The following is a 25,298-nucleotide window of genomic DNA, read 5'->3' as shown; positions in this document are numbered from 1 at the left end:
ATAGGATTTGAAGCGGAAAGGCGAAAGCGAAAAGGTTTTTAATAAGGAGAGAGCAAGGTTGGAGCGGAGGCGAATGGTAAAAGGCGAAAGGTGGGGAGAAAGGTGAAAGGCTAAAGGCGAAGGGTGAAAGGGTAAGAATGACGAAAAAAGGAGTGTTATGCTGAGGCACCCTAAGCATTCGGGCAAGGCTTTTGCGCTCACCCTTTGAGAGCCTCAGGGTGACAGCCTTGGTTAAATTGGCCTTCCCTTGGAGTGCCTGATTGGCAAACCATTTAAATATATAAAGGCAAAAGATGAAGCATGAAAGATTCTAAAACCTTTAACCCTTCACCTTTTGCCTTTAACCTTTTTTTACATTAAAAACAATTACTCATCATCAGAGCTATCGCCATCATCGCCTAAGTTTAGGGTGAAGGCTGCCTCTGCTGCATCATAAGCTTGTTTTAACTTATTGGTGTCTACGCTCTCGTCTACTATTTCATCTTCTTCAAAATCGTCTAATCCATTTGAATGGATGTCCTTTTGACTTTGCTGATCGTCTGATTCTGAATTTTCTGAATCGTCTGTCGGGATCTGGTTATCTGGAGTGATCATATTAGTTTGATTTAATTGTTTAAAGTTAACGATATAATCGGCGGGTTTGTTTCTGATATTGTAAACTTATCAAATAGATCTTGTACCAGGTTTTATGGATCGGTTAAATTTTAAAAAATGCCTTCGTCGGCAAAGCTATAATAACCTTCATCGGTGATTATCAGGTGGTCAAGGATCTTTATCTCCAATAACTTACCGGCTTCAACCAAACGTTTGGTAAGCGTTATATCATCATGACTGGGTTTTTTACTACCCGATGGATGGTTATGAATAAGGATAACGCCGCTGGCCTGGTGCTGTAATGCCATTCCGAAGATGATTTTCGGGTCGACCACGGTAGCAGAAAGACCGCCTTTGCTCACTAATTCTTTGGTTAATACCTTTTGTGAGCGGCCGGTAAGTATTATCCAGAATTCCTCGTGGTTTAAATCCATCAGGTGGCGACGCATCAGGGTGTAGGCATCCTTGCTGCTGCTAATAATATCCGGTTGTTTACTTTCGGCATCGTTTCTCCGGCGGCCAATTTCAAGGGCTGCTATAATTGAGATGGCTTTGGCTTCGCCGATGCCCTTAAAGTTTGATAGTTCGGCAATGGAGGCCTTACCCAGCTTGTTTAAGTCATTATCATAGTGGTGAAGGATACGTTTACTCAATTCAACCGCACTCTCGTTACGGCTCCCCGAACCTATAAGTATAGCAATCAGCTCGGCATCGGTTAACGACCGTCTGCCCTGTCCGCTCAGTTTCTCACGCGGCCGGTCTTCCTCTGCCCAGGCTTTTATACTGATCTTGTTTTCGTAATTATCCACGGCGTTAATTTAAGGAAACATTGCTAATTTCCAATTAAGGGTTAGGTTGAACCAAAAAAAGAATTTCCAAATATAGTGCTCAGCTATGGAGAGTTAGGGATTGCTTCGTTCCTCGCAAGGAGGACGCTCGGGCTAAAATCAAAAAAGAACCCCCAACCTACAGAGAGCTTGCGCTCAGCTCTGTAAATTGGGGATTGCTTCTTGGTACCTCATCGCAATGACGTGCAATGCGGTTAATTATTATTTTAACAGGTTTTTCCAGCTCACTAAATCACCTAATATTTTTTCAAGCTGTTCGGCATCAACACGTTCCTGCTGCATGCTGTCGCGGTGGCGGATGGTTACTGTATTATCTTCTAAAGTTTGATGGTCAACCGTGATACAGATAGGCGTACCTATTGCATCCTGGCGACGGTAACGTTTACCAATGGCATCTTTTTCTTCGTATTGCAGGTTAAAATCAAGCTTCAAAGCATCCATTATTTCACGTGCTTTTTCAGGCAGACCATCTTTCTTTATCAGCGGGAATATGGCTGCCTTTACCGGGGCTAAGCAAGGGTGTAGCTTTAATACTGTGCGGCTGTCTTGTTTCTCTTCGGTGCTCAAATCCTCTTCTTCAAATGCATTGATCATGGTTAAAAGGAACATCCTGTCTAACCCTATCGAAGTTTCAATTACGTAAGGAATATAGTTACCGTAAGGTTTTTCGGTAGCCGGATCAACTTCCGGATCAAAATATTGCATTTTTTTACCCGAAAACTTCTGGTGCTGGCTCAAATCAAAATCAGTACGGCTATGGATACCCTCTACCTCTTTAAAGCCAAAAGGAAAATCAAATTCAATATCATAAGCGGCATCGGCATAATGGGCCAGTTTGGTATGTTCGTGGTAACGGTATTTTTCTTCGGGTGTACCTAAAGCTAAATGCCATTTTAAACGGGTTGTTTTCCATTTTTCAAACCATTCCTTTTGTGTGCCGGGGCGTACAAAAAACTGCATTTCCATTTGCTCAAACTCACGCATGCGGATAATGAACTGGCGGGCAATAACCTCATTACGGAAAGCCTTACCAATTTGCGCTATCCCGAAAGGAATTTTCATTCTTCCTGATTTTTGCACATTCAGGTAATTTACAAAAATACCCTGTGCTGTTTCAGGACGAAGATATACTACATCGGCATCCTCGGCTATTGCGCCCATCTGGGTGCTGAACATCAGGTTAAACTGGCGTACATCTGTCCAGTTACGGGTACCGCTAACGGGGTCGGCAATTTCATGCTCTAAAATTAATTCTTTTAAACGCGGAAGATCTTCACTTACCAACGCGGCATCCATTTCGGCCTGTAACTTTTCGGCTTTATCTGTTTTACCTTCTTTATCGTATTTGGCTATCTTGTCTTCTAATAACTGATCGGCACGATAGCGTTTTTTGCTGTCCTTGTTATCAATCATCGGATCGCTGAAACCATCAACGTGGCCGCTTGCTTTCCATGTTTTGGGGTGCATAAATATGGCAGAATCTATCCCAACAATATTTTCGTGCATTTGCACCATAGCTTTCCACCAGTAGGTTTTGATGTTGTTCTTTAACTCCGAGCCAAATTGCCCGTAATCGTAAACAGCACTAAGGCCGTCATATATTTCACTTGACTGAAAAACAAAGCCATATTCTTTAGCGTGCGATATAACGTTTTTAAAAAGTTCGTCGGTTGATTTGCTCATAATAGCGCAAAGATAGTTTTTTGTGGGAAAGTGGGAAAAGCCCGGGTGAGGTAATATTTGAAGGTTACAGGCGCATGCCCCTATCTGTTAAATGATGTTAAACAATTAGCTATCAATTGGCTGGCGTTTATTTTTGCACTTAAATCCTTTACCGCAACTAATAAACCCTGTATGAAATATCTGTTGTTATTTATATTTCTTATTGCCACTGCCCGCTGTTACGGGCAACAGCTAAGCGGGAAAGTGACAGATAAAGATACACACGAACCAGTTAATGGCGCGTTGGTTAGCCTTCATGGTGCCCATGCCTATACCAATATGCAGGGTGAGTTCAGTATTATTAACAGTGGGATAACGGATAGTATTAAGGTAAATCATTTTGCTTACAAAACTTACGCCTCCATTATCAGTAAAGGCATTATTACTATTCATATTGATTTAGAGCCTATAGTAATTGGCCTTAAACAGGTTATTATTCATGCCAACAGGGAAAATGATTTTAAGGTAGATTCGATCAATAACCGGATTGCTTATTCCAAACAGTTTAACTATACTGGCCCAAAGGTTATGGATGCATTTAAAGGGGATATGGCAAACAGGCAGCCCGGCGAACTAATCTCTATAAACCCGCTGCTGCTGATTGCAGCCCTCACTAAAAAAAGCACGCCTGAATATAAGTTTCACCAGGTTTTGCTGCGCGACGAAAAGGATGAATATGTTGATCGCAAGTTTAACCGCGGCATAGCATCACGCATAACAGGTTTAAAGGGCGATAGCTTGTCGGCATTTATTACCGGTTACCGGCCCGATTATAAGTTTGCTAAAAAAGCCACAGATTACGAGATGATTAATTATATAAAAGAGAGTTGTAAGCAATTTAAAGCAGGCGGCCTTAAGGGAAACGATCCTTTTATAAAGATGTAGCGGCAATTTGTGCATCCGTTCAAATTTTATGCTTGAACGGATGCATGATACCCATATTAAGCAAGTACCGGTTGTACATTGGTTAGGCTAAAAATATCGGCCATCAAATCATCACTCGGGTTTACCTTAAAGTTTTTTGAAGGCAGTTCAACCAGCATACCGTCTTCCCGGTCTTTGATCAAAAACTTAAGGGTACAGTTTTTTACGGGATATTTTTGATTATTGGTATTGATGAGTTCCTGAATACTATTAAGCATTTGGGTATTGAGTGCATTTAACTCCAGGCATACGGTTAGCGATTTGGTAAGCTTGTCGCGCATTTCAGATAGCAGGCTCATTACCGTTATCTTCAAATCCCAGTTATCCTTTTGGCGGAATTTCTCTTCAATAATACCCCTCAAATGAAGAAAATACCCATCAACCATCATATTGCGGAATTTCACATAATCGTCCCCAAACAGCGCAAACTCGTACGATTCGTTATAATCCTCCAAAACAAATGTGCCGAAGGGTTTGCCGGTTTTAGTCATTTTATGCTGCACGTTTCCTACCAGGCCGCCTATGCAGATCTCACCTTTTTTACGCAGGTTGGCAAACGCCGCCATTATATCATCACCGCCCTCGCCCGAGCGTGCTTTTTGCATTATTTTCAGTTCCCTTATTTCCGTATTGCAAAAACGTTCAAGCTCCACCCGGTAATTATCAAGCGGGTGCCCGGTAAGGTAAATACCGATTACATCCTTTTCGTATTTCAGCTTTTCTATCAATCCCCATTCGTCAGCCTCGGGCATAGCCGGTTCAGGAATATATGAAGCTACAGAACTGCCGAATAACGATGATTGAGAACTATTTTGTGTGTTCTGATAATCGTTAGCGTACTTTATCAGGCGTTCAACACCTGTTAAAACCCCATTTTCTGTTTTGGCAAAAAACTGGGCACGGTTTAATCCAAACTCGTCAAAAGCGCCGCCATAAACCAGGTTCTCGTACGATTTACGGTTAACGCTCCTCGTGTTTGAACGCTGTGCAAAATCATAAACTGATTTATACGGGCCGCGTTCTGCACGCTCCTCAATAATACTTTCAACCGCTTTATCGCCTACACCTTTAACGCCGGTAAGCCCGAAACGCACCTGGCCCTTTTTATTTACGGCAAAGGCCATATCACTTTCGTTAATATCGGGCCCTAAAACCTCAACCCCCATCCGGCGGCATTCCTCCATAAAAAAGGTGATCTTTTCCATGTTGTTCTGGTTATTTAAAACCGCAGCCATATACTCGGATGGATAGTGCGCCTTTAAAAAGGCAGTTTGATACGCCACAAAGGCATAACAGGTAGAGTGCGATTTATTAAAGGCATATTGTGCAAATGCTTTCCAATCGTTCCATACTTTGGTTAGCTTATCTTTGGGGTGTCCCTTTTTAGTAGCACCTTCCATAAACTGCGATTCCATTTTATTAAGAACCTCAATTTGCTTTTTACCCATCGCCTTACGCAAAACGTCGGCATCACCTTTACTAAAGCCTGCTAACTTTTGCGATAAAAGCATCACCTGCTCCTGGTACACAGTAATACCGTAGGTTTCGCCAAGGTATTCCTCCATATCAGCCAAATCGAAGGTAATTGGCTCGCGGCCATGTTTACGGCTGATAAAGTTGGGGATATACTCAATAGGGCCCGGCCTGTAAAGGGCGTTCATGGCTATCAGATCCTCAAACTTATCGGGTTTCAGCTCCCGCAGGTACATCTGCATCCCGTCACTTTCAAACTGGAAGGTACCGTTGGTATCACCCCGCTGATAAAGTTCAAAGGTTTCCTTATCATCCAGCGGAATATAATCAATATCAATGCTTACCCCATGATTTTGCTTGATGAGCCGTAGGGCATCTTTTAAAATGGTTAGGGTTTTAAGCCCCAAAAAGTCCATCTTGATAACCCCTGCATCTTCAATAACCCGTCCGTCGTATTGGGTAACTAACAGGTCCGAGTCTTTTGCTACGGCAACGGGTACAATTTCGGTAAGGTCATAAGGGGCGATAATAATCCCTGCAGCGTGTACGCCTGTGTTACGCACCGAGCCTTCAAGCTTTTCAGCCTCGCGCAATACCTGTGCCTTCAGGTCGTTGCCTTTTAATATCTCTTTTAATTCTGGTACCTGTTCAATGGCATCTTTAAGCGTAATACCCAAGGTATCGGGCACCAGCTTTTTCATGGCATTAACATCAGACAATGGCATATCCAGCACGCGCCCAACATCCTGTATGCTGGTACGGGCCGCCATTGAACCATAGGTAATGATCTGCGCTACCTGGTTCTTGCCATATTTTTCAACTACGTAATCAATCACTTTCTGGCGGCCTGAGTCGTCAAAGTCAGTATCAATATCGGGCATCGATTTTCTGTCCGGGTTCAGGAAACGCTCAAAAAGGAGGTTATACTTCATCGGGTCGATATTGGTAATCCCGGTGCAATAGGCAACCACAGATCCCGCAGCCGAACCACGCCCCGGGCCTATAAATACGCCGATGTCCCGGCCATGCCTTATAAAGTCGGCTACAATTAAAAAGTACCCGGCAAACCCCATGGTACGGATAGTGAACAGCTCAAAATTGATGCGCTCCTCAACTTCGGGTGTTATATCAATATATCTTTCTTTGGCACCTGTAAAGGTTAAGTGCTTTAAATACTCCCATTGGTTAAGGGTGTCGGCATCGTGCGTGGTATGTATGTTAAACTCAGGGGGGATAACAAAATTAGGGAGCAATATATCGCGCTTTAGTTTCAGCACCTCTACCTTGTCAACAATCTCGCTGGTATTATCCAATGCCTCGGGTACATCGCTAAAAAGCTTGCCCATTTCGGTCTGCGTTTTAAAGTAGAACTGATCATTAGTAAAACCAAAGCGGTATCCTTTACCACCCTCTTCGTCGGTAGCTATCGGGGTGCTCTGCAAATCGCCGGTGTTAACGCAAAGCAAAATATCATGTGCGTTTGAATCCTGCTGATCCACATAATGCGAATCATTTGAGCAGATCATTTTTACATTGTACTTTTTGGCAAACTTCATCAGCACCTCATTCACCGTATTTTGCTCAGGAATATCGTGACGCTGCATTTCTATATAAAAGTCTTCACCAAAAAGATCAAGCCACCATTTAAATTCAATCTCGGCCTCAGCTTCGCCGTGGCGTAAAATAGCCTGCGGTACTGATGCCCCCAGGCAGCAGGTTGTTGCAATAATGCCTTTATGATATTTTAATATTAACTCCTTATCAATACGCGGCCATTTGCTGTAAAGGCCCTCCATATAACCTAAGGAGCAAAGCTTGATCAGGTTTTTATAGCCTTCGGCATTTTTGGCCAGCATCAGCTGGTGATAACGCTTATCTTTTTTGTCTTTGGTGAATTGTTTTTTATGCCGGTCATCAACTACATAAAACTCGCAGCCCACAATGGGCTTTACGTTATGCTTGCCTGCTTCGGCCACAAACTTAAACACGCCGAACATATTACCATGATCGGTAATGGCCAGGGCTTTCATACCATCGGCAGCTGCTTTTTTATATAATTTGCTTATATCGGCAGCACCATCAAGTAATGAAAACTGGGTATGTACGTGTAAGTGTGAAAAATCTGGCATCGTCTTATCTGTCCTTTATTGAAGATACCAAAGTTAATGAATTTCAGTGTCCCTGCCGATCAATTAAAAGTTGATTGTTGATAAAATACTGGTTACTAACACGTAATATTTAAATCAAAAAATCAACCATTTTCCATTGCGGGCGACAACGAATCATCCCCCCGCAATGAAAAGACAGCTGATAACTATTTACCATTTAAATTAGGCAAATCACTTTTCCCTTTAAGGTAGCGCTCCAAAAACTGAAAGCTTACATTTTGTATCAGCTGGTAGCTTTCCCAATTATAGGCAGCACCGTGTGCACCCGGCGGATAAATGCGCAATTCGGCATCTTTACCTGCATTAGTTAGCGCGGTTAGCAATTGCATGGTATTGGCTGGATGCACATTATCATCGCTCATGGAATGGATGAGCAATAAATGATCCTGTAAACCAGCGGCATGGGTAATGGCCGAACTATTTTTGTACCCATCCTCATTATCCTTTAAAGGGGCCATGTAACGCTCGGTATAAACATCATCATACAAACGCCAGTCGGTAACCGGGGAGTTGGCTATACCTACCTTAAATACACCCGGATGGGTAAGCAAAGTATAGGTGGTGATAAAGCCGCCATAACTGGTACCCATAATGGCCATTTTAGTACTATCAACCGGGGCATGTTTAACCATGTATTTTGCCATATCAACAAAATCGCTGCTCTCTAACTTGCCTAATTGCTTATATACCGATTTCATAAATTCGCTGCCATAATTGGCCGATCCCCGGTTATTTACATTAACCACTACATAACCGTTTTGCGATAGCCATTGCGCCCATGTATCGGTATTGAACTGGTCAAATATCTCGTGCGATTCCGGCCCGCCGTAAACAAGCATCACCATTGGGTATTTCTTTTTAGGATCGTAATTGTAGGGGTTGATATAGTAGGCATCCAGGTGTGTACCACTGCTGTTGGTAATAGGGAACTGAACCGGCTGCGTGTAGGCATGTGTTTTAATGTACTCGCTCACCTCGTGGTTATCTTCCAGCATTTTAAGCACTTTGCCTTTATCATCACTCAAGGCAATATGGTATGGTGTGCTTATATTGCTGTAAGTATCTAAAAAGTATTTGGTATTAGGCGACATATTAATATCGTGATAACCGCTTACTGCTGATAGCTTTGCTTTGCCGGCTCCATCAAAATTTATGCTGTACAATTCCTGGTTGAGCCCCCCTGTTTCTGCCGACAGGTAGTAGATCTTTTTGGCTTCAGCATCAATACCTGTAACCTTTATCATATCCCAGTTGCCTTTGGTTACCTGGTTTATCAGCTTACCATCATAATTATAACGGTAGATATGGTAAAAGCCTGAACGGTCTGATACCCAGAAAAACTCTTTTGAATTTTCGGGGAAATAAACCATATCGTTAACGTTGGTATAAAAGTTAAATATGGCTACCCAGGTGGTGTTCTGCTCTTCTAAAACTACATGGTGCTCTCCCGTTTTTACATTAAAAAAGTAAAGTTTCATGTGGTTTTGAGCGCGGTTAAGCGTCATCAGGGCCAAAACATCGGGGTTGCTGGTCCAGTAAATGCGGGGAATATAAAAATCGCCGGTTTCATCGGGTGTGAGCCAAACTTTTTTGCCCGATGCTACATCAAGCACACCAATTTTTACCGATGGATTTTCATCACCCACCTGCGGAATAGAGATGTGGATATTATCGGGATGCATTCCCTCATAATTGGTCATCTGGAAATCAGGAACCTTGCGCTCATCAAACTGCCAAAAGGCCAAGTACTTACTATCCTTAGACCAGTTCCAGGCCTGCGCCTGTCCAAATTCTTCTTCATAAACCCAATCGTAATGGCCGTTGAAGGTGCCGTTCTCGCTGGTCGAGTCGTGGGTTAGCTGCTGCTCTTTACCGGTTGCAAAGTTGTAAACAAACATATTACCGTTACGCTCCATCCCTACCTTTGAACCATCGGGAGATAGCTCTGCCGAGCGGGCGTCCTTTGCGGCCTGTTTTAGCTGCTTGCCTTCTATATCATAAATAAAATAATCTGCCACGCCCGACCGGCGGTAAATGGGCCTGAAGTTGGTTTTAAAAACCAGGTGCCTTGAATCATGCGACCATTGGAACGATTCATAACTAAAAGCCTTATCCGAACCGGGAAAGGTAAGCCCTTTGTTGGTAAAGATTAGTTCGTCCTTTAAGGTCTTAGGCTCAATTGACCGAATCTCATCGTTATTTATATAAGAATATTTGTTGCCGTTATTGGTCCAGTTTACACTCTGCGGTCCCGGGTTTCCATACAGCTTACCGCCTGATTGTAAAGCATCAGACAGGCTGCTGTAAAGCTGTTTGTTTTGTGCACTGAGGTTAAAAGGTAAAATGAGTACTAATGCCAATGAGCATATTAAACCGCAGCGGATATATTGAAATTGCATAAATAGAATAATTGAGCTGTTACAATGGATAAAACTAACTGAATTGAATGAGATTGACAAGTTTGGGGAAAGGGGAAAGGTGAAGGGTAAAAGGTTAAAGGCGAAAGGCAATAAAAATGGAAGTTCTGATTGGGATTTGAATTTCAGTGAACAAATGGGATCAAAAAATTTAGTATTATTGTTAGGGATGATTCGCGCGAGCGTTTTATGAGGATTGCAACCAATCATAAACAACAATAAAAATAAAATTATGAGAAAAATAATTTCATTTATGCACATATCCCTTGACGGTTTTGTAGCAGGCCCGAACGGAGAAATGGACTGGATTAAAGTTGATGAAGAAATTTTTGATTTTGTAGGTAAGCGGATAAGCGAAACAGACACTGCATTATATGGACGGGTAACTTACCAGATGATGGAAAATTACTGGCCGACCGCAGGAGACGGGCCGGACGCGAGCAAGCACGATATTGAACATTCAAAGTGGTATAAAGAAGCGCACAAAATTGTTTTATCAAAAACTATAAAAGATGCGGATTTGCCCAACACAACAATTATCAGCGACAACCTTTTGAACCGTGTAAATGAAATAAAACAACAGGCAGGTGGTGAAATTTTGCTGTTTGGCAGCCCGGCAGCAACCCATGCGCTTATTCAGCTAAACTTAATTGATGGTTACTGGCTGTTTGTTAATCCAATTATTCTTGGAACAGGCATCCCATTATTTGTAAACGTCAAAGACAAGATAAAACTAAAACTATTAAACACTCAACAATTTACCAATGGGGTAACTGGACTGGATTATACAGTGGATAAACAATAACATCCAACCAATAACAATAAATTGGCAAAAGGCGGGCAGTCTGCAAAGAAATTTATTTTAAATCAATACTGCCCTGCTTTCTTACTTTTTACCTTTCGCCTTTAACCTTTTACCTTCAGGCTTAATGCGTATCTTTGTATAAATTATACATACGCATGAAAGGAAAAACGCCCAGGGAATCGCATACCATAATGAACGAATTGGTATTACCCAATGATACCAATACGCTAAATAATTTAATGGGTGGGCGCTTACTGCACTGGATGGATATTGCAGCTGCTATATCGGCACAAAAACATTGTAACCGCATAGTAGTTACAGCATCAGTTGATAATGTTTCCTTTAAACACTCTATTAAGTTAGGCGACGTAGTAACCATTGAGGCCAAGGTTTCGCGGGCTTTCAATACCTCTGTTGAGGTTAGGCTTGATGTTTGGGCCGAAAACATCCCATCGGGCACACGTGTACGTAGTAATGAAGCCTTTTATACGTTTGTAGCCTTAGATCAGAATGGCCGTACCATTCCGGTACCTGAGCTGATACCGGAAACTATTGAAGATATGGTGCTGTTTGAAGGTGCACTTCGCCGCCGCCAGCTGCGTTTAATACTGGCCGGTAAAATGAAACCCGATGATGCTACCGAATTAAAAGCTTTATTTTTTGGTGAGAACCAGGCATAGCTGTAACATACCTGCGCCCCGGCAATCAAATACAAAAATCATTTTTTATGAGGAAAATCTGTTTAGGGTTAATGCTAACCTTTATTGCTGCTGCTTTTCAGTTAAGCAATTGCTTTGCGCAAAATAAGCCTGTGTTTTCTATCCCCTTTACCCTGGTGGATAACCGCCCGTTTATTGAAGTAAAAATCAAACAGCATACCTTCCACTTTATTTTAGATTGTGGTGCTGATTATGGCCTTGATACTAAAACAGCCCATTTGCTGAACCAAAAACTTGGCCATCAAAGCATGATGGGCGGTGCTGGAGCCAGCAAAGTAACTACCTGGACAACCACCGTTGACTCCGCTAAAATTGGCCCAATAAATGTCTTGAAGGAAAGTTTCTTAGTGGTTGATATATCCGAAGTAAAAAATAAGCTGCACCTACCTTATCTTGATGGTTTTATTGGCTATACTTTTATGAAAGATTATGCCGTTCAGTTTGATTACCCGCATAAGGTGATCAACTTTTATAAAACCTATAATGGGATCAACCCCATTGCTTACACCATGTATGATGGTTCGGTACCTAAATTTAAGGTGAAGATTGATGGCAAGCCCGCCATAGTGATTGTTGATACCGGCGACCGTACCTCATTTACGCTTTTTGACCATTATGCCATAAAAACAGGTATAAAAACCAACTATAAATTATCAGATACAACCATAACCGGTTATGGCATGGGCGGCCCTATTTATGCACGCACTTTTACCCTGAAACAAATGCAGGCAGGCACACTGTTGATAACTCATATACCGGCACGCATCCCAATGCTTAAAACCGGCGCCTTTTCCGATACCAGTATTGATGGCAGCATTGACGGCGGCGTACTAAAAGGATACAAATTCACTATTGATTATAAAAATCAAAAGGTATATTTTGAATAGCTAAGCGATTAGCCCAACCAGGATAATGAAGCGGTTTCGGTATGCAAAATATCAAGCACCTGAGGGGTTACGTTGCCAAATAATGAGATACCCGACGCACCGTTTTTCATAGCATATTGCATGCCCTGGCGCAGTTCGTCGTCATTATTAAAATCAGACAGGTAAAGGCCTGCATAAAGCGGGAACGATCCGGCTAAAAAGTGTACCCCTTCTGCAACAGCATCACCAATCCAGCTCACTTTTTCCTTATAAAAACCGTGATATATCATTGGGCAAACACCATCAAGTTTCCAGTTGGTCCAATCCTGCCTAACATTGCGGCGGGCAACTTCAGGCGTTGGGAAAACTGCTGCTGTTATCAGTTTTTTATGCTGATGAGCTATGGCCGATAAGCTATTTACCACCCTGCTTATATTATTGTACCTGAACAAGCGCCAGGAAAGGCTTGCCTCCGGAAATTGTATAGCTGACAGATCGGTGCCATATTGTTCCTTGAACTTTGAGCGGCAAACATCGCAATAGCAATAATCATATTCGGGCATTTCTTTGGTTTGCTCAATATTGTATTTGGCCCAAAGATTTACAGGCAGCACCACATCACAATAACGCACATAATCAAGGTGGATACCGTCAATATAATCCTTATCCAAAATGGCGGTAACCTGCTGCTCCAGGTATTGCTGCACTTCGGGCCTTGAGGGGCAAAGCCAGCGATAATAATTTACATACGGTGGTTTATCAGCGCACGAATCGCCGTTCCTGTTTTTGCTGTACCACTCCGGGTGAATGCCTGTCAATTCGGCACGGTTAAAGGTCCACATCCAGCGGTGCGCTTCTAATCCATGTGCCTTAGCCGCACGAAAATGCCTTTCACTATCTGCCTCAAAAAATATCCCTGTTATACCAGCGGCTTTAAAAGCTGTATAGCGGGTATTAAGCTCATCGTCTGTATCTTTTTGATTGGGGTTGGTCCACACCCAGTTTTTGAGTTTTTTATGCTTTTTGCTTTGATTAAGATCAGCCGCTTCACTTTTCAAGGGAATCTGCGATGCTACGCCAACCATTAAGCTGGCCTTTAAAAACTCACGCTTGTTCATTTTAATTTTTGTTTTGTTTACCGATCAAACCATCCTGATTTATTGACCATACCGAACCACCATTTCCATCCGTAACAAAAGCCATAAACTGGTGGGCCGTGGCTTCTAATTGTAAGTTGTTACCCATATTATTTATGGCCTGGCTACGCTTAATACCCAATTTTTTTAGCGATTTACAATATTGATGATGATGGCTAAACCACTCCTGCTGGCGGTAATATACCAGCCATAAATATCTTTTTTGCAGTTCGGCATAAGGCAGTTCAAATACCTTGCTATCATTTAATTTGCTGAATTGCAGGTATCCCCAGCGTTCCGGGAAATGCATATTTACTACGCCCTGAGGCGACCATACCCAGTTATGCTCGGGCAGGTTGCGCCCAGTATTATCTTTAAGTTTTACGTATTTACCGCCATCGCCGGGCCTGGTATCCCACTCAACCCTCGAAAAATTGATACGCCATAAAGTTCCTTCTCTTGGCAACTGTGTGTTGTTGCCTAAGCTGATGGCTTTAAACGGGATAGCCATTTCAAGCGTCCAGCCTTTGTCTGTATCTGTAGGGTCGTTCAGGGTACCCTGCACTTGAACTGCCGAGCGCAGATCCTCCACATTCCAGTTGATCATTGGGCTGCCATAGTTGCGGTACGGCTTATTCAAAAAGAGGTCAAAAACAGTATTGAGCGCATTATACTCTATCTCGAAATACTGGTGCGTGGTATTATTGGGGTTAATAAAAACCTCAAAATCGTTATCATAAAAAATAATATCATCGTGATGCTTTAGTGTGGCCCAAACATGCGGGTCGTGGATCTGGACTGCTATATAAAGGCAGCTATCGTCCCAAAGCATTTTTACATTTGTTTTTAATAGTGGCTTTGGTTTAAGGTCGCCTTCAATATCAACAAAATCTTCCGTCCACTTAGCTTGCTGCCAAATGGCATCGTTAATATTACCATCAATTATTGGCGGCGTGCTAACATAGTTAACCACATAACCTTTAGGGATAGTAAATAAATTCTCAAAACCCTTAAACTGTGATTGCGCAATTACACTTAGCGGACCAACAACCAGAATTGAAGCAATAAATAGTTTGACTGCACGGCTAAGCATTGGCTTTTTATACATGGGTATTGGCTATCAGCTGCCTAATTCAACAATACGGTCAAATTCCTCGCGTTTCAGGCCCATTACAGACAGGCGGCCCTGCCTTACCAAGCCAACATCTTTCAGCCTTTCGTCGGCTTTTATTTCTTCGAGTGTTACAGGTTTAGCTAAACTTTGAACCGGCGAAAGATCAACAACTACCCAATTCGGATCGCTGGTGGTTGGATCCTGGTAAAATTCTTTTACCACTTTGGCTATACCTACAACGGCTTTACCCTCGTTGCTGTGATAAAAAAGCACCAGATCGCCTTCTTTCATCTCCCTTAAGTTGTTGCGCGCCTGATAATTCCTGACACCGTCCCAAAAGGTACGGCCATCGCTGTTGAATTTTTCCCAACTATATTTTACGGGTTCTGATTTTACCAACCAGAAAAGTGGGTTTTTCATATCGTAGAGGCTGTTTTTGATAGTATAGGTGTCAACATAGGTGTCAAAAATACGAAGATTCTGCTAAGTAATTTGGTCAATTTCCATCATTTTTGATTTTACTTTTTTTTTGGTACTTTTGAATTATTAGTTCCGCAAGGGCTAAATGGTAAAAAAAAAGCCAAAAAACTCTAACCTAAATTTAGGTTTACGTTTTAATCGAAAATGGTCTTTTTTTCAACTATTTAACTCAAATAAAAAATGGGACTAAAAGCCAAAAAAACAGATGATTCAATCATCATTCAAACGTGGGAACAATACGAATTTAAGTTATTCCCCGGCAGTAAAAGCACAAAGCCTTACTTACATTTTCTATTCTTGAACCCTGAAACAGGGAAAGAAAAACGGATTAGGAAATTGGCAGGTTTAAAACCCGGCAGTAGTTTAGCTGCATTAAAGAAAGAAGCTAAACAAATGGTGCCAGACCTTGTAGACCTCTTATCTAAGGGTTGGAATCCAATTGCAAATACTTGTAATGATTTACCAGTAACCCCTATTTCACCAATTATTGATTGTATTGATTACTGGTTGAAGCATAGAGAGGAACAAAAAGCAAATAATGCCATTGCTAAAAAGACCTTAGAAAATAACTACCATCTGATGAACTATTTTAAAGACTGGTTAAAAAGTAAAAATTACAGCTTTCGTAAAGCAAATACTTTCACTTATCTGGATATAAATAGTTTTATGCAAACAACTGCTAAAGCACGTGTTTGGAATAAAGTAAGTTATAATACTTACAGAACTGATATAGGTACTTTCTTTAAGTACTTAGTTGCACTAAAAGTATTAAATGAAAACCCTGTACTGCTCAGCGAGAGTAAAAACACAAAAAAGGATTCATCAAGATTTGTGATTTTTGAAGAAAGTGAACTAATTGAAGTTGTTACCACCTTAGAAAAAGATAAATCATTTTTAGAACTATATATTGCTTGTAAGATTTTGTTTTATTTAAACATACGTCCGGTTGAAATTACCCGTATTCAGGTTTACAATATTGACTTTGAAAAAAGGCTTCTAACCTTAGAACCTTCAAAAACTAAAAATGGTAATGAAGCGAAATGGCAGTTAACAGATGAACTATTTATTCTTTTACGTGATTATCTAAAAGATACCCCGGCTAATTATTTTGCCTTTGCAAATCACAACACACCAAAACCAGTTCAGGCTAATGAAGACTTTTTGGGGCAACGTTGGCGGGCGTTCAGAAAGAAATATAAAATATCATCACATCTTAAATTTTATGCCCTGAAACATAGTTCAGACTGGTACGATTTAGAAAATGGTGTAAGCCTTCAAAAGATAAGTGAAAGAAATAGGCATTCTAACCCTAATGTTACCGTAGCATATATTGAACAACGATTGAATAAGAAAATCATTCAACCTTCTTTAAGTACCAGATTCTAAATATTTGTCTTGAAATGAAAAGCCCCTGTGAAAACAAGGGCTTTTTTTTTTGATTGGATAATATTTTTGAATGTTAATCATATATTTAAGCCACCTAAAAAAGTTTATATGAAAACAGTTTTAATCTTCGCCTTACTTATCAATACATCGTTTTGTTTTGGGCAACTCAGTAAGAATAAATACAAAATAGTTCATTCCGAAAAAGATAGTAAAGGGCTGATAAATAGTTTAGATGTATTAGTGCCGAATATGTCAGTAATTAAATCGGTAAATAAACAGCTTTTTGATAAGTACAAAAACACAGGTATAGTAACCTTTCAGATATATTATTTTGATGACTTGAAAGTTGCTCTAATGTATAGAAAAGTAATATTTGATAAGAATTTGAGTGACGAAAAATTAGACAAAATGGCTCAACATCTCATTGGGAAATTTGAATATAATTCATACTTAAACCCAAACCAAAGTTTAAAAATAGGACGAGATGCAGATATGATTTGATGTCTTTAAAGCTATTTATGCAGTAATAGAAAGGCACCCAAACCTATGACAGCAACACCGCCGACCTTTAGCCCTATATGCTTGTTTTCAGGCTGTATAACGAATGATTTAGCCCCGGTAATAACAACGTATGGATTCTCATTCTCGATGTTTATAACAAGGCTTTTACCTTTTAAAAAGCCATTACTTTTTTCACTGGTAATAACGTGATATTCATCTTTCATTTGAAGCTTCAACCCTACTGAATCACCTTTAATATTGATAGTAGCGTTGTACCAGTTTTTAGGCTCCTTAATATCCTTAGATAAAAAATAATTTATTTTCCCTGTACTGTCTTTCATCAGGTAAACGGTGTCAGCCTTAACAATGGTATCAACCTTTGCAAGGGTTGAAAAATCTGAATAACTTCTGATACCTGATGTATTTTTTACATAGTTGAAGGCTGTCTTATCAGAACCTTTCAGTACTGCTAAAACATCAGATTGTGTAGCTGTGAAAACCTTTTTTTCTACACCAGAACCACCGGATTTTGTACGGTACAATCTGGCTGTATCAATTAAGGCTGCAATCTGGTTATTACCATTACTGATAGTTTGTGATTGCTTAAATACGATATAGCCAAGAATTATGATAACCGCTACTGGCACCAGATACCATAAATAGTTTTTGTTAAACATCAGCTTTCTTATCCTTCCCGGCTGAACTGCCAAAATAATAAGATACTACGGCTGCTGCTACTGCTATCAATCCATTGTCTAAGCCTTTTATAAAGAAGTAAGCAAAGCATAAAACGACCACCAGTAAAGCCAGTAGGTCAATAAATTTTATATTTTTCAGTAGTTCAATCATTTCCGTGTTTATCTATTTCGTTCTTAGAAGGTAATAGGTTGGTGATTTGATTAACTATGAATTGCCAGATTTTGGAATCTGTAATTATTTCAATGTTTTCTACAATGCTCTTGAACTCCCGTACACTAATCAGGGTTGAGAATATCAACATTACCTTGATAACATCCCCGGCAATATTGTGCTGCACCACGTAAGCGCAAACAATACCAAATAAGTATAAAATCATTTTGGTTATGGTTTCGCCAAACTTCTTAGCGGTTACTTGCTCACCAGTTTTTAAGGCTTTCCAAACTCCTGTAATCATATCAATGATTAAAAGGAATATAACTACACCTATCATTTCATAGGTAGGTAATAGGTACACGGCAAAGCACCAGATTAAAAATTTAAATATGTTCGCCCAAATGAACTTTAAAAGGGCTGATATTGAGTAATTCAATTTATGATTAAGGGTTAGGTACTGTTTCATCTGTAGATGATTTATTATATAATGCTGCTTCGTCTTTTCTTCGTTGCAGTAAGTCTTGAACTATTTTGCCCCCGGCTTTATCCCACATTAAAAAGGCTGATTTAATAAGGTCAAATGAAGATTTGGTATTAATCAGCTTTAGTAATGTGCTTTTAGCTAAAGCTTCATTACCGACATTAAAGGAAAAGGAAACAAGGGAATTAAACTGATGCTGATTGATAGGGATTTTAACCGCTTTGGTTACAGCTTGTTCATAGGATGCTACTATAGCGGTAAACATTGAATCACATTGTGCCTGTGTAATGGTATCCCCTATGGCTACTTTCTTACCGCCGGGGTAATAAGTAAAACCAACACCTATTGTAGGTACACCTGCAACATCAAGGTAAGCTTTAAGCCTTACCCCTTCGTGCTTATAAATAAAATCCCGTCCTTCTTTATCAATCTTCATTACCGGGGTAATAGGGCTAAAAAGGGAAAAACAGGTTAAAGTTTTTTGTATATTTTTACGACAATAATTTAAACCTTATGGAAACCACATTTGATAATTTAATTGAAAGGCTTGATAATTTAATGTTTGAAGACTGGATTGAATTAGAAAATATTTTACCATTGGCAACCGAATTTATAAAACGAAAATTTCCAGATGATTTTAAAGAAATCAATGAAAGAATTACATCCTTAAACTTTACCCCACAAGGAGGTTCAAATATTAAGTACGCCCCCCGAAGAAATCCTATAGAAGTATGGAAAATTGCAGTTTCAACTTTCAGGGGTATTATTCAAGCACAAAAAGAAAATTATGAAGAACAATTTAAGGGCTCTTCAAACATACCAGAATCAGTTAAAGACAAAGGAGTATTGGTAAATGCCCAAACAATTTTGGAACTAAAAAACAATAATGATGAGATAACAAAATTATATAATGCTCAAATATCAGAACATCAAAATGAAATAAATTTACTGATTAGAGAAAAAAAAGATAGAGAACAAGTAAATGAAAAATTAAAAAAGACGATTGAAGAATTAAAAGAAGAGAATAATCAACTCTTAAATAATTATAACATCGAGAAAAATAGAAACAAATCTATATTTAGTGACCAGATTAAAATCAATTTTGCAAATACTACTCACTGGTCAATTATTACTGCTTTTATATTTGGCTTTTTTGGAATTGGATATTACTTTGGGAATAATAGATTTGATTCTGAAAAGCTATCTATGCGGGATACTATTATTTCCTTAAAAACTCAAAATCTAATCCTAAAAGATAGTTTGCACCATAAGAAAATTAGTTTGAAGTGATACCAGATAAGTTAGCCTTAGTTGGAATAGTACACGGGTTAATTTCTCTGGTCTGTCTTACCTTAGTTGTGAACACAACCCCGGCGGTACGGTCTGTACCAGATTCACTAAATCTCTGGTAAGTAGTGTCAGTATCCATCAAAAAATCAGGGTAATCATCATCACCAAAAAAAGCTAAAAAGTCATTAGCAATCAGTTCGCAATCTGACATAATATCATCTTCTGAACTTTGAAAATTAGGGTCTTCAATATCAGCAACCATCAGTTTGAACTGATGGATTATTTCATTGCCATTGATATAGCTGTTTACAGGTTGAATGTGTACCACCTTATACAGAATATCCGGGTATGCTGCAAAATCAAAATCATCTGCATAGATAACTGTATTGATTTGGCTATGCCCTTCAAAAAACTCAATAAACCGTTGTTTAATCTGGTTAAGTGTAAGCATTAATTGTACCTTCTGTAATACCCGGAATAAAACCCGGTTTTGTTCGCTAACCCTTCAAAAAACTCTGATAGATTAAACGTATTATCTGGTAAATACCACCCGGTACTTTCACCAGAACTATCTGAAACAACATCCAAATTTTCATTCAAATCAACTTCAAGATGTTTAATCAATCGTTGCTTATAAGTTGCAAATTTGTTATCGTAATTATCTTTTACCTGCTGCAATTCATTGAAGTTAGCAGTAGTAGCATTTTCATCATTCTTGCGGTTTACACCCTTATTAGTAAGCTTATAATGCAGTGGTACGAAGCCATAAGACAGCGTACCATAAATTAAGAATGGCTTGATGTAATCTTCTAACAATTCTAAGTTGACAGGGGTTATTGTGTACCCGGAAATAGTTGAAGCTGATAGCACTTCGTTCGCAATTGCTGCAAACAAATCTGCACCTAAAAGTGGCTTCAATTCTAAATCCTGTACTTCAAAAATTGTATTAGCAATTATCTTACTATCAACGTTAGTTTCAATAATGCTATTAGCCTTGATTGTGGTTTCAGATATAAATAATGTCTTCATTAGTCTTCTGCATTTATTTTAACTACTGAGTTTGCCACCCATCTATGACGGCAAAAAGGTGTAGTAGTATTTGTATTAGGATTATGATAAAACCCACCACGGTAATCAAAAATTGAATACCCAAATAATGAACTCATTTGTTGTATATCTTCTCTGGTATAATATTTATCATTAGCCATTAGTTTAGCGCAAAACGGTCTGTTTTTATCATCTTCCGGCCCTTCATAACTGTATCTGACTTCTACCCTTCTGATATTTTCCAATGCGGGCTGCATTGATTTTTCTGTTGGGTTGATAGTGATACCTTTACCTACATCAGCTTTATTGATAACCCCGGAATCTTCTAAACCTGTAATGATTTTTCTGATTTCATCTGCTGTTACCGCTATGCCTAAATCTTTTCTGATTGCAGCTTTAATCTGTGTAAGGCTCATATTCTTGATACCGTTCTTTATCAGGTAATCAGAAATATCTTTTTCATCATCAAAAGCTAATTCAATGGCTTTCACATCTGAAAATGATTGAACTGAATAATCCAACTTCTTTAAGGTTCTAAAGGCTTTTTTCTTTAAGCCAATGTGTTTTACCTTTTCAAAGTCATCATCCGTTAAATGCCCTGAAAATGTGTTCAAATCAGAATTAAAACCCTTACCTGTTGATGGTACAGCCCCGGCGGGTGCAGGTGGTGTTTCCACCGTATTAGCAGGTACAGGTGAACCAACAACATTTACATCTGGTGTCTTACCATCAGTTGCAGGTTCTTGTGTCGGTACTGGCTTCACTTCATCAATTAATCTGTTGCCATTTTCAATATCAGGTAACCCTGCTTCTGCTCTTATCTCATTGATGGTATAAGTTTTCATTTTCATAGCATCAGATAATGTTGCTGCGAACAATGAACCTTTATCCTTAAATTCCAATTCACCTAATCCAATTTCAGCAAACAAGCGGTTTAAGCCAGATTCTAATTCATTTCTTCTGTTCTTAACAAATAGGTTTTTGAATATCTCATAAGCGGTTTCTAATTCAGTAGCACCGCCTAACTGACCATCAGTTTTGATACCAAATAACATAGGTGATACGGCACTGTGAGCAGTTAAAATATCCTGTATTACGTCTTTCTTAACTTCTATATATGCTTTGTCCCAATCAGAAGGCGCAATATTTTTTACGTCTGGTGGTAAGCTTGTAGCATTTTCAAATCCAATAATCATTTTACCACCGTTTTGCCCGGTGAATGAGTTTTGAATTTTATTAGTTATTTGGCGTTTAACTTCATCATTTGGCGAACCTGACAGGAACGTAATGATTGAAGAAACGCTAAAGCTGTTTTCAATGCTATTAATCTGAAAATCCCTGATAGCTATATCAGTTTCAATAGACTTGATTGCCCCTGAATAATCAGGAGTAGGATATATATTGTTGACTGATGGTGCATAAGAGGTAAAGAAAAATACTTTTGATTTACCGTCCGGGTTGCTGTTAGCAGTCCAAATATCATAGCTTAATAATATATTAGGGTCAAAGAACCAGTCATTACTATACCAGAATTTACTTCTGTCTTTGTTACACCTGATTTTGTGTGCAGGTATGTGATTATACTGTATAGGTTTGTTTAATTTGTTATAAACAACCTCGATAGCATAGTAATTAAAAATTAAATAGTCATTGATAATCTTGCTGATAAACTCATTAAAATTATCTGATGGATTAGGTTTAAATTTTACGTCTTTATCCCCGCCTTTAAGCGTTAAACCATCACCAATGATATAGTCAATTTTGCTGTTGATTATACCTTTGTGAAGTGGGCATTCATTAAATAGTTTAAGTAAGAAGTTAGGGTATAGATTGTCTATTCCATATCTTACAAATACTTTATCACTATTACTTTGAATTCGTTCTACTGGTGGTGGTGTAACGTGCTGATTAAACCTCACTATTTCCCTGCTCTCTGTATTCCCTGTGTTAATCATTATTCGGATTGTATGTTACATATTCAGTAGGGTCTGAATTATAGATTATCGGCTGTGTAACGGTGCCTATCACTTTAGCTTTGCCATTTTCAATAGCGTTTCCTAATGAAGTTTCATCAGTTGTTTCTATGGCAGATTGATACACTGAATAAGTGTAGCTGCCTTGTTCCAAAGTGTTGATTGTATTAGCTGATAATTGAAAAAGGTCGTAACGGTTTAGGTCTAAGCTTTGGTTATTGCTCAGAACAAAACGGCTAACAACTTTGGTAAAATCGTTGGATAGAACCAGAAGATACACCGGGCTAACTATGGTTGTTAACTCCGTTAGTGTTAACACTAAATTCTGTACCTGTTTACTTTTATCAATTAAAATCATTCCCTACTGTTTTGTAGGTAATAGGTTTGTGATTAAATAAAAATTGATAATTTCGGGTAACTTAAATCACAATGGAAAAACTATATAAGAATTTGTCACATCCTGAATACCTGAATATAATTTCAGATGTAAGAAACCTGAGAGATATTGAAACAACTGAAAAGAATATTTTAAATAAATGCGGGTTTGTCATTGATGTTGAACTACCGCAAATGTTAGATGTGAGCAAAAACCAACTTAAAGTAAGATTGTACAAAATAGCTGATGAACACTATATTACCCGGTTCGATAAATACCCTGAGAAGGAACTTTATTTTCACTGTGATGAAAGAGATGGATTGACTGATTGCTTAAAAGACGTTTGTAAGTTATACCTAAAGGAGTAGTTTATTTTAACCTTAATAAAGGTACTATAAGTACCACTTAGGGTACTTTAAATAAACCAAAAAAGCCCCGTTATTTCTAACAAGGGCTATATAAACTTCGTTGTTGAACGAATTATATTTTGTCTACTATTGAAGCTATATAGGTTGGGTCAATGGTTTTGGTAAACCCTTCTTCAACACCTGATAATTTCAACTGGTAACCGTTCATATCTGAATTCTTAGTTCCGGTTTCTTCGGTTACATTTGTAAGTTCACAGAAACCATTTAAGCCTGATACGATATAAACACCGCTTCGTAATTTGATAAGTAAAGCAACTGGTTGCTGCATTAAACTATCAACAAACTGTTTTGCAACTTCGGTTATACTTGAAATTACAATTGTGGTTTCCTGTGAGTTTTCAAAGGCACCCGTTGAACTATCTCTTTTAATTGTACCCTTGTAAGAAACTGATTCCTTTAAAAGACCAACTGATACAAAAGTTTTACCTGATGCTATATTTACTTGATTAACTATAGTAGTACCAGAAGCCATTGCGTAAACTTCGGTTGAACCAGATATGGTTACTAAGTCACCGTAACCGATAACCCAAAGTTTAGCAACACCACCAGAAATACCCCTGCTGCATTGTTTTGTATATGCTAATACGCTTGTACACGCCATTATATATTTTCTCCTTTATTAGATTAATTTGGGGGCTGAATATTTACAGCCCCGGTTATCAATCATCTTTATTTTATTATTCTGTAATTAAACAGTAGCTACACCAATTTCATTAACGTAAACCGGAACAACACCTAATGCAAAATGGAAATCCATATAGATGTTCTGAGTTTCGATAGAATACTGCATAGTTGCTTTATCTTCTTCACCTAATAAATCGGTGCCGAGTTGGTAGGAGCGCAAGCGACCGAAGTACACTTTTCTTGTACCTATTAAACCATCTACAGGAACTAACTTACCAGTTGTACCATATAAGGTTTTATCCTCAGTTGGTTTGTAAATGTTAAGGTTAGCTAAGTTTAAAACTACTTCATTATAAACATCAGTACCAACAAATATTACTGCATCAGATTGTGATGTAATTTTGGTTGGCATACCTAAGAAACCGTTTTGCAGTTTCGCTAAAGTAGTTGAACCAGTTGCACCTGATAAGTTGATATAAGCACCTGCACCGATTTGTTTAATGAAACCGTCAAATCTGCCTAAAGTAGTATTGCCTGATTGTGCTACTGTATCACCTTGCCAGATTAATTTTTCTGACTCCTGAGCAATCTTAGCTGCACGTGCTGACATAATCTCATTAGCAAATAGTGCTTCGGTATAAGTCTGGCCTTTGGTTAAATACTGAACCATCCAAGAATTTTCCAATGGTTTGTTACAAAGGTTCTGTTCATCCTTAATAGGGTGTACAGTTAGTATAGCCTGTGAAAAGTTAGCGTTACCTGTTGCAGAACGACCGCAAACACCACCATTTTGTAATGTTACATCAGTACTTAATAATTGTAGTGCATATTGTCCCTTTACACCAAGGGTTACTGAACCTGCATCCTTTAAAATAGTTGCAGTTTGATTACCAAATACTGTATCAACCAAAAGTGTTTTTGATGTTTGGTCAACGTATTGTGGTAATGATGAAATGTTAAATGCCATTTTCTCTTTCTCTTTATCTCTCTCTTTTTATTATCCCTTGCGGGTTTAAATTCTTAGGCTATCAGATTCAGACTTATAAGTCTGACCTTTTCACCTTCGTAACCTTT

At 39.0% G+C, this 25,298-nt stretch carries 26 protein-coding genes; 8 read left to right on the top strand and 18 right to left on the bottom strand.

Annotated elements, in window-relative coordinates; all coding sequences use genetic code 11:
- Window positions 1-366: 366 nt before the first annotated feature.
- From ACQY4U_RS09050 to ACQY4U_RS09040, 3 genes are all read right to left on the bottom strand, one after another.
- Window positions 367-594 (bottom strand): hypothetical protein, encoded by a 228-nt coding sequence (locus ACQY4U_RS09050; protein ID WP_428329071.1) that lies wholly within the window; start codon window positions 592-594, stop codon window positions 367-369.
- A gap of 110 nt (window positions 595-704) precedes the next feature.
- A complete protein-coding gene (gene radC, locus ACQY4U_RS09045) occupies window positions 705-1,403 on the bottom strand; it encodes a RadC family protein (protein ID WP_428329070.1) in 699 nt (232 codons plus the stop codon).
- A 240-nt stretch (window positions 1,404-1,643) separates the two neighbouring features.
- Window positions 1,644-3,125, bottom strand: a complete 1,482-nt coding sequence (locus ACQY4U_RS09040) for a glycine--tRNA ligase (RefSeq protein WP_428329069.1) — start codon at window positions 3,123-3,125, stop codon at window positions 1,644-1,646.
- A 171-nt stretch (window positions 3,126-3,296) separates the two neighbouring features.
- Here ACQY4U_RS09040 and ACQY4U_RS09035 point away from each other — a divergent pair, with 171 nt between their 5' ends.
- Window positions 3,297-4,049, top strand: coding sequence for a carboxypeptidase-like regulatory domain-containing protein (locus ACQY4U_RS09035; protein ID WP_428329068.1), 753 nt, complete (start codon window positions 3,297-3,299; stop codon window positions 4,047-4,049).
- Between the two features lie 56 nt (window positions 4,050-4,105).
- On the opposite strand, the gene dnaE is transcribed toward ACQY4U_RS09035, so the two are convergent.
- Both dnaE and ACQY4U_RS09025 read right to left on the bottom strand, forming a co-directional pair.
- Complete coding sequence (dnaE, locus tag ACQY4U_RS09030; RefSeq protein WP_428329067.1) at window positions 4,106-7,690, bottom strand: DNA polymerase III subunit alpha; 3,585 nt, start codon at window positions 7,688-7,690, stop codon at window positions 4,106-4,108.
- A gap of 185 nt (window positions 7,691-7,875) precedes the next feature.
- The gene (locus ACQY4U_RS09025; protein WP_428329066.1) at window positions 7,876-10,089 is read right to left on the bottom strand and encodes a DPP IV N-terminal domain-containing protein; all 2,214 of its coding nucleotides are present in this window, start codon (window positions 10,087-10,089) and stop codon (window positions 7,876-7,878) included.
- Window positions 10,090-10,378: 289 nt separating this feature from the next.
- Here ACQY4U_RS09025 and ACQY4U_RS09020 point away from each other — a divergent pair, with 289 nt between their 5' ends.
- The 3 genes from ACQY4U_RS09020 to ACQY4U_RS09010 all read left to right on the top strand — a co-directional run bounded on the left by ACQY4U_RS09020 (window position 10,379) and on the right by ACQY4U_RS09010 (window position 12,557).
- On the top strand, window positions 10,379-10,951 hold the full coding sequence (locus tag ACQY4U_RS09020; RefSeq protein ID WP_428329065.1) for a dihydrofolate reductase family protein: 573 nt from the start codon (window positions 10,379-10,381) through the stop codon (window positions 10,949-10,951).
- Between the two features lie 155 nt (window positions 10,952-11,106).
- Window positions 11,107-11,631 carry an acyl-CoA thioesterase gene (locus tag ACQY4U_RS09015; RefSeq protein WP_428329064.1) on the top strand — a complete coding sequence of 175 codons (525 nt, stop codon included), beginning with the start codon at window positions 11,107-11,109 and terminating at the stop codon, window positions 11,629-11,631.
- A gap of 47 nt (window positions 11,632-11,678) precedes the next feature.
- A complete protein-coding gene (locus tag ACQY4U_RS09010; protein ID WP_428329063.1) occupies window positions 11,679-12,557 on the top strand; it encodes an aspartyl protease family protein in 879 nt (292 codons plus the stop codon).
- Window positions 12,558-12,565: 8 nt separating this feature from the next.
- Here ACQY4U_RS09010 and ACQY4U_RS09005 read toward each other — a convergent pair whose 3' ends face one another.
- The 3 genes from ACQY4U_RS09005 to ACQY4U_RS08995 are packed head-to-tail and all read right to left on the bottom strand — an operon-like array spanning window position 12,566 to window position 15,206.
- On the bottom strand, window positions 12,566-13,654 hold the full coding sequence (locus ACQY4U_RS09005) for a family 10 glycosylhydrolase (RefSeq protein WP_428329062.1): 1,089 nt from the start codon (window positions 13,652-13,654) through the stop codon (window positions 12,566-12,568).
- A 1-nt stretch (window position 13,655) separates the two neighbouring features.
- Window positions 13,656-14,780 (bottom strand): carbohydrate-binding family 9-like protein, encoded by a 1,125-nt coding sequence (locus ACQY4U_RS09000; RefSeq protein ID WP_428329061.1) that lies wholly within the window; start codon window positions 14,778-14,780, stop codon window positions 13,656-13,658.
- Between the two features lie 12 nt (window positions 14,781-14,792).
- Window positions 14,793-15,206: an EVE domain-containing protein gene (locus tag ACQY4U_RS08995; protein ID WP_428329060.1), complete on the bottom strand. Its 414-nt coding sequence runs from the start codon at window positions 15,204-15,206 to the stop codon at window positions 14,793-14,795.
- 240 nt (window positions 15,207-15,446) lie between these two features.
- On the opposite strand from ACQY4U_RS08995, the gene ACQY4U_RS08990 reads away from it, so the two are divergent.
- Together ACQY4U_RS08990 and ACQY4U_RS08985 are read left to right on the top strand one after the other, a co-directional pair.
- A complete protein-coding gene (locus tag ACQY4U_RS08990) occupies window positions 15,447-16,652 on the top strand; it encodes a tyrosine-type recombinase/integrase (RefSeq protein ID WP_428329059.1) in 1,206 nt (401 codons plus the stop codon).
- Between the two features lie 108 nt (window positions 16,653-16,760).
- Window positions 16,761-17,153 (top strand): hypothetical protein, encoded by a 393-nt coding sequence (locus ACQY4U_RS08985; RefSeq protein WP_428329058.1) that lies wholly within the window; start codon window positions 16,761-16,763, stop codon window positions 17,151-17,153.
- 11 nt (window positions 17,154-17,164) lie between these two features.
- Here the strand turns inward: ACQY4U_RS08985 and ACQY4U_RS08980 are convergent, their stop codons facing one another.
- From ACQY4U_RS08980 to ACQY4U_RS08965, 4 genes are all read right to left on the bottom strand, one after another.
- Window positions 17,165-17,830 (bottom strand): hypothetical protein, encoded by a 666-nt coding sequence (locus tag ACQY4U_RS08980; RefSeq protein WP_428329057.1) that lies wholly within the window; start codon window positions 17,828-17,830, stop codon window positions 17,165-17,167.
- Window positions 17,823-18,002, bottom strand: coding sequence for a hypothetical protein (locus ACQY4U_RS08975; RefSeq protein ID WP_428329056.1), 180 nt, complete (start codon window positions 18,000-18,002; stop codon window positions 17,823-17,825). The genes ACQY4U_RS08980 and ACQY4U_RS08975 overlap by 8 nt, the downstream gene beginning before the upstream one ends.
- Window positions 17,995-18,342, bottom strand: a complete 348-nt coding sequence (locus ACQY4U_RS08970) for a phage holin family protein (RefSeq protein ID WP_428329055.1) — start codon at window positions 18,340-18,342, stop codon at window positions 17,995-17,997. The genes ACQY4U_RS08975 and ACQY4U_RS08970 overlap by 8 nt, the downstream gene beginning before the upstream one ends.
- A gap of 106 nt (window positions 18,343-18,448) precedes the next feature.
- On the bottom strand, window positions 18,449-18,922 hold the full coding sequence (locus tag ACQY4U_RS08965; RefSeq protein WP_428329054.1) for a lysozyme: 474 nt from the start codon (window positions 18,920-18,922) through the stop codon (window positions 18,449-18,451).
- Between the two features lie 77 nt (window positions 18,923-18,999).
- On the opposite strand from ACQY4U_RS08965, the gene ACQY4U_RS08960 reads away from it, so the two are divergent.
- Window positions 19,000-19,776 carry a hypothetical protein gene (locus ACQY4U_RS08960; protein WP_428329053.1) on the top strand — a complete coding sequence of 259 codons (777 nt, stop codon included), beginning with the start codon at window positions 19,000-19,002 and terminating at the stop codon, window positions 19,774-19,776.
- On the opposite strand, the gene ACQY4U_RS08955 is transcribed toward ACQY4U_RS08960, so the two are convergent.
- Genes ACQY4U_RS08955 through ACQY4U_RS08940 form a run of 4 tightly spaced genes read right to left on the bottom strand, consistent with a single transcriptional unit; the run spans window position 19,763 to window position 23,154 of the window.
- Window positions 19,763-20,227, bottom strand: a complete 465-nt coding sequence (locus ACQY4U_RS08955) for a hypothetical protein (protein ID WP_428329052.1) — start codon at window positions 20,225-20,227, stop codon at window positions 19,763-19,765. The genes ACQY4U_RS08960 and ACQY4U_RS08955 overlap by 14 nt on opposite strands.
- Window positions 20,227-20,805, bottom strand: a complete 579-nt coding sequence (locus ACQY4U_RS08950; protein ID WP_428329051.1) for a hypothetical protein — start codon at window positions 20,803-20,805, stop codon at window positions 20,227-20,229. Before ACQY4U_RS08950 ends, ACQY4U_RS08955 begins: the two co-directional genes overlap by 1 nt.
- Window positions 20,805-22,778 carry a phage portal protein gene (locus tag ACQY4U_RS08945; protein ID WP_428329050.1) on the bottom strand — a complete coding sequence of 658 codons (1,974 nt, stop codon included), beginning with the start codon at window positions 22,776-22,778 and terminating at the stop codon, window positions 20,805-20,807. The genes ACQY4U_RS08950 and ACQY4U_RS08945 overlap by 1 nt, the downstream gene beginning before the upstream one ends.
- Entirely contained in the window at window positions 22,771-23,154 is a 384-nt protein-coding gene (locus ACQY4U_RS08940; protein WP_428329049.1) for a hypothetical protein, read from the bottom strand. Before ACQY4U_RS08940 ends, ACQY4U_RS08945 begins: the two co-directional genes overlap by 8 nt.
- 71 nt (window positions 23,155-23,225) lie before the next feature.
- Here ACQY4U_RS08940 and ACQY4U_RS08935 point away from each other — a divergent pair, with 71 nt between their 5' ends.
- On the top strand, window positions 23,226-23,540 hold the full coding sequence (locus ACQY4U_RS08935; RefSeq protein ID WP_428329048.1) for a hypothetical protein: 315 nt from the start codon (window positions 23,226-23,228) through the stop codon (window positions 23,538-23,540).
- A gap of 112 nt (window positions 23,541-23,652) precedes the next feature.
- Here the strand turns inward: ACQY4U_RS08935 and ACQY4U_RS08930 are convergent, their stop codons facing one another.
- Both ACQY4U_RS08930 and ACQY4U_RS08925 read right to left on the bottom strand, forming a co-directional pair.
- Window positions 23,653-24,201: a hypothetical protein gene (locus tag ACQY4U_RS08930; protein ID WP_428329047.1), complete on the bottom strand. Its 549-nt coding sequence runs from the start codon at window positions 24,199-24,201 to the stop codon at window positions 23,653-23,655.
- Between the two features lie 87 nt (window positions 24,202-24,288).
- Window positions 24,289-25,191 carry a hypothetical protein gene (locus tag ACQY4U_RS08925; RefSeq protein ID WP_428329046.1) on the bottom strand — a complete coding sequence of 301 codons (903 nt, stop codon included), beginning with the start codon at window positions 25,189-25,191 and terminating at the stop codon, window positions 24,289-24,291.
- Between the last annotated feature and the right edge of the window lie 107 nt (window positions 25,192-25,298).

The organism is Mucilaginibacter sp. (assembly GCF_965277465.1).
In the GTDB taxonomy this organism is placed as follows: Bacteria; Bacteroidota; Bacteroidia; order Sphingobacteriales; family Sphingobacteriaceae; genus Mucilaginibacter.
The sequence above is the reverse complement of the archived record's forward strand: the minus strand, read 5'-3'. Positions and strand labels throughout refer to the sequence as shown.

Bases quoted from the DNA above. Each gene is read 5' to 3' on its own strand.
- ACQY4U_RS08935 (WP_428329048.1), top strand. From the start codon at position 23,226: ATGGAAAAACTATATAAGAATTTGTCACATCCTGAATACCTGAATATA.
- ACQY4U_RS09000 (WP_428329061.1), bottom strand. From the start codon at position 14,780: ATGTATAAAAAGCCAATGCTTAGCCGTGCAGTCAAACTATTTATTGCT.
- ACQY4U_RS09005 (WP_428329062.1), bottom strand. From the start codon at position 13,654: ATGAACAAGCGTGAGTTTTTAAAGGCCAGCTTAATGGTTGGCGTAGCA.
- ACQY4U_RS09020 (WP_428329065.1), top strand. From the start codon at position 10,379: ATGAGAAAAATAATTTCATTTATGCACATATCCCTTGACGGTTTTGTA.
- ACQY4U_RS08965 (WP_428329054.1), bottom strand. From the start codon at position 18,922: ATGAAGATTGATAAAGAAGGACGGGATTTTATTTATAAGCACGAAGGG.
- ACQY4U_RS08925 (WP_428329046.1), bottom strand. From the start codon at position 25,191: ATGGCATTTAACATTTCATCATTACCACAATACGTTGACCAAACATCA.
- ACQY4U_RS09040 (WP_428329069.1), bottom strand. From the start codon at position 3,125: ATGAGCAAATCAACCGACGAACTTTTTAAAAACGTTATATCGCACGCT.
- ACQY4U_RS08995 (WP_428329060.1), bottom strand. From the start codon at position 15,206: ATGAAAAACCCACTTTTCTGGTTGGTAAAATCAGAACCCGTAAAATAT.
- ACQY4U_RS08990 (WP_428329059.1), top strand. From the start codon at position 15,447: ATGGGACTAAAAGCCAAAAAAACAGATGATTCAATCATCATTCAAACG.
- ACQY4U_RS08985 (WP_428329058.1), top strand. From the start codon at position 16,761: ATGAAAACAGTTTTAATCTTCGCCTTACTTATCAATACATCGTTTTGT.
- ACQY4U_RS08940 (WP_428329049.1), bottom strand. From the start codon at position 23,154: ATGATTTTAATTGATAAAAGTAAACAGGTACAGAATTTAGTGTTAACA.
- ACQY4U_RS09050 (WP_428329071.1), bottom strand. From the start codon at position 594: ATGATCACTCCAGATAACCAGATCCCGACAGACGATTCAGAAAATTCA.
- ACQY4U_RS09010 (WP_428329063.1), top strand. From the start codon at position 11,679: ATGAGGAAAATCTGTTTAGGGTTAATGCTAACCTTTATTGCTGCTGCT.
- ACQY4U_RS08960 (WP_428329053.1), top strand. From the start codon at position 19,000: ATGGAAACCACATTTGATAATTTAATTGAAAGGCTTGATAATTTAATG.
- ACQY4U_RS08945 (WP_428329050.1), bottom strand. From the start codon at position 22,778: ATGATTAACACAGGGAATACAGAGAGCAGGGAAATAGTGAGGTTTAAT.
- ACQY4U_RS09015 (WP_428329064.1), top strand. From the start codon at position 11,107: ATGAAAGGAAAAACGCCCAGGGAATCGCATACCATAATGAACGAATTG.
- ACQY4U_RS08980 (WP_428329057.1), bottom strand. From the start codon at position 17,830: ATGTTTAACAAAAACTATTTATGGTATCTGGTGCCAGTAGCGGTTATC.
- ACQY4U_RS08975 (WP_428329056.1), bottom strand. From the start codon at position 18,002: ATGATTGAACTACTGAAAAATATAAAATTTATTGACCTACTGGCTTTA.
- ACQY4U_RS09035 (WP_428329068.1), top strand. From the start codon at position 3,297: ATGAAATATCTGTTGTTATTTATATTTCTTATTGCCACTGCCCGCTGT.
- ACQY4U_RS08955 (WP_428329052.1), bottom strand. From the start codon at position 20,227: ATGCTTACACTTAACCAGATTAAACAACGGTTTATTGAGTTTTTTGAA.
- ACQY4U_RS08950 (WP_428329051.1), bottom strand. From the start codon at position 20,805: ATGAAGACATTATTTATATCTGAAACCACAATCAAGGCTAATAGCATT.
- dnaE (WP_428329067.1), bottom strand. From the start codon at position 7,690: ATGCCAGATTTTTCACACTTACACGTACATACCCAGTTTTCATTACTT.
- ACQY4U_RS08970 (WP_428329055.1), bottom strand. From the start codon at position 18,342: ATGATAGGTGTAGTTATATTCCTTTTAATCATTGATATGATTACAGGA.
- ACQY4U_RS08930 (WP_428329047.1), bottom strand. From the start codon at position 24,201: ATGGCGTGTACAAGCGTATTAGCATATACAAAACAATGCAGCAGGGGT.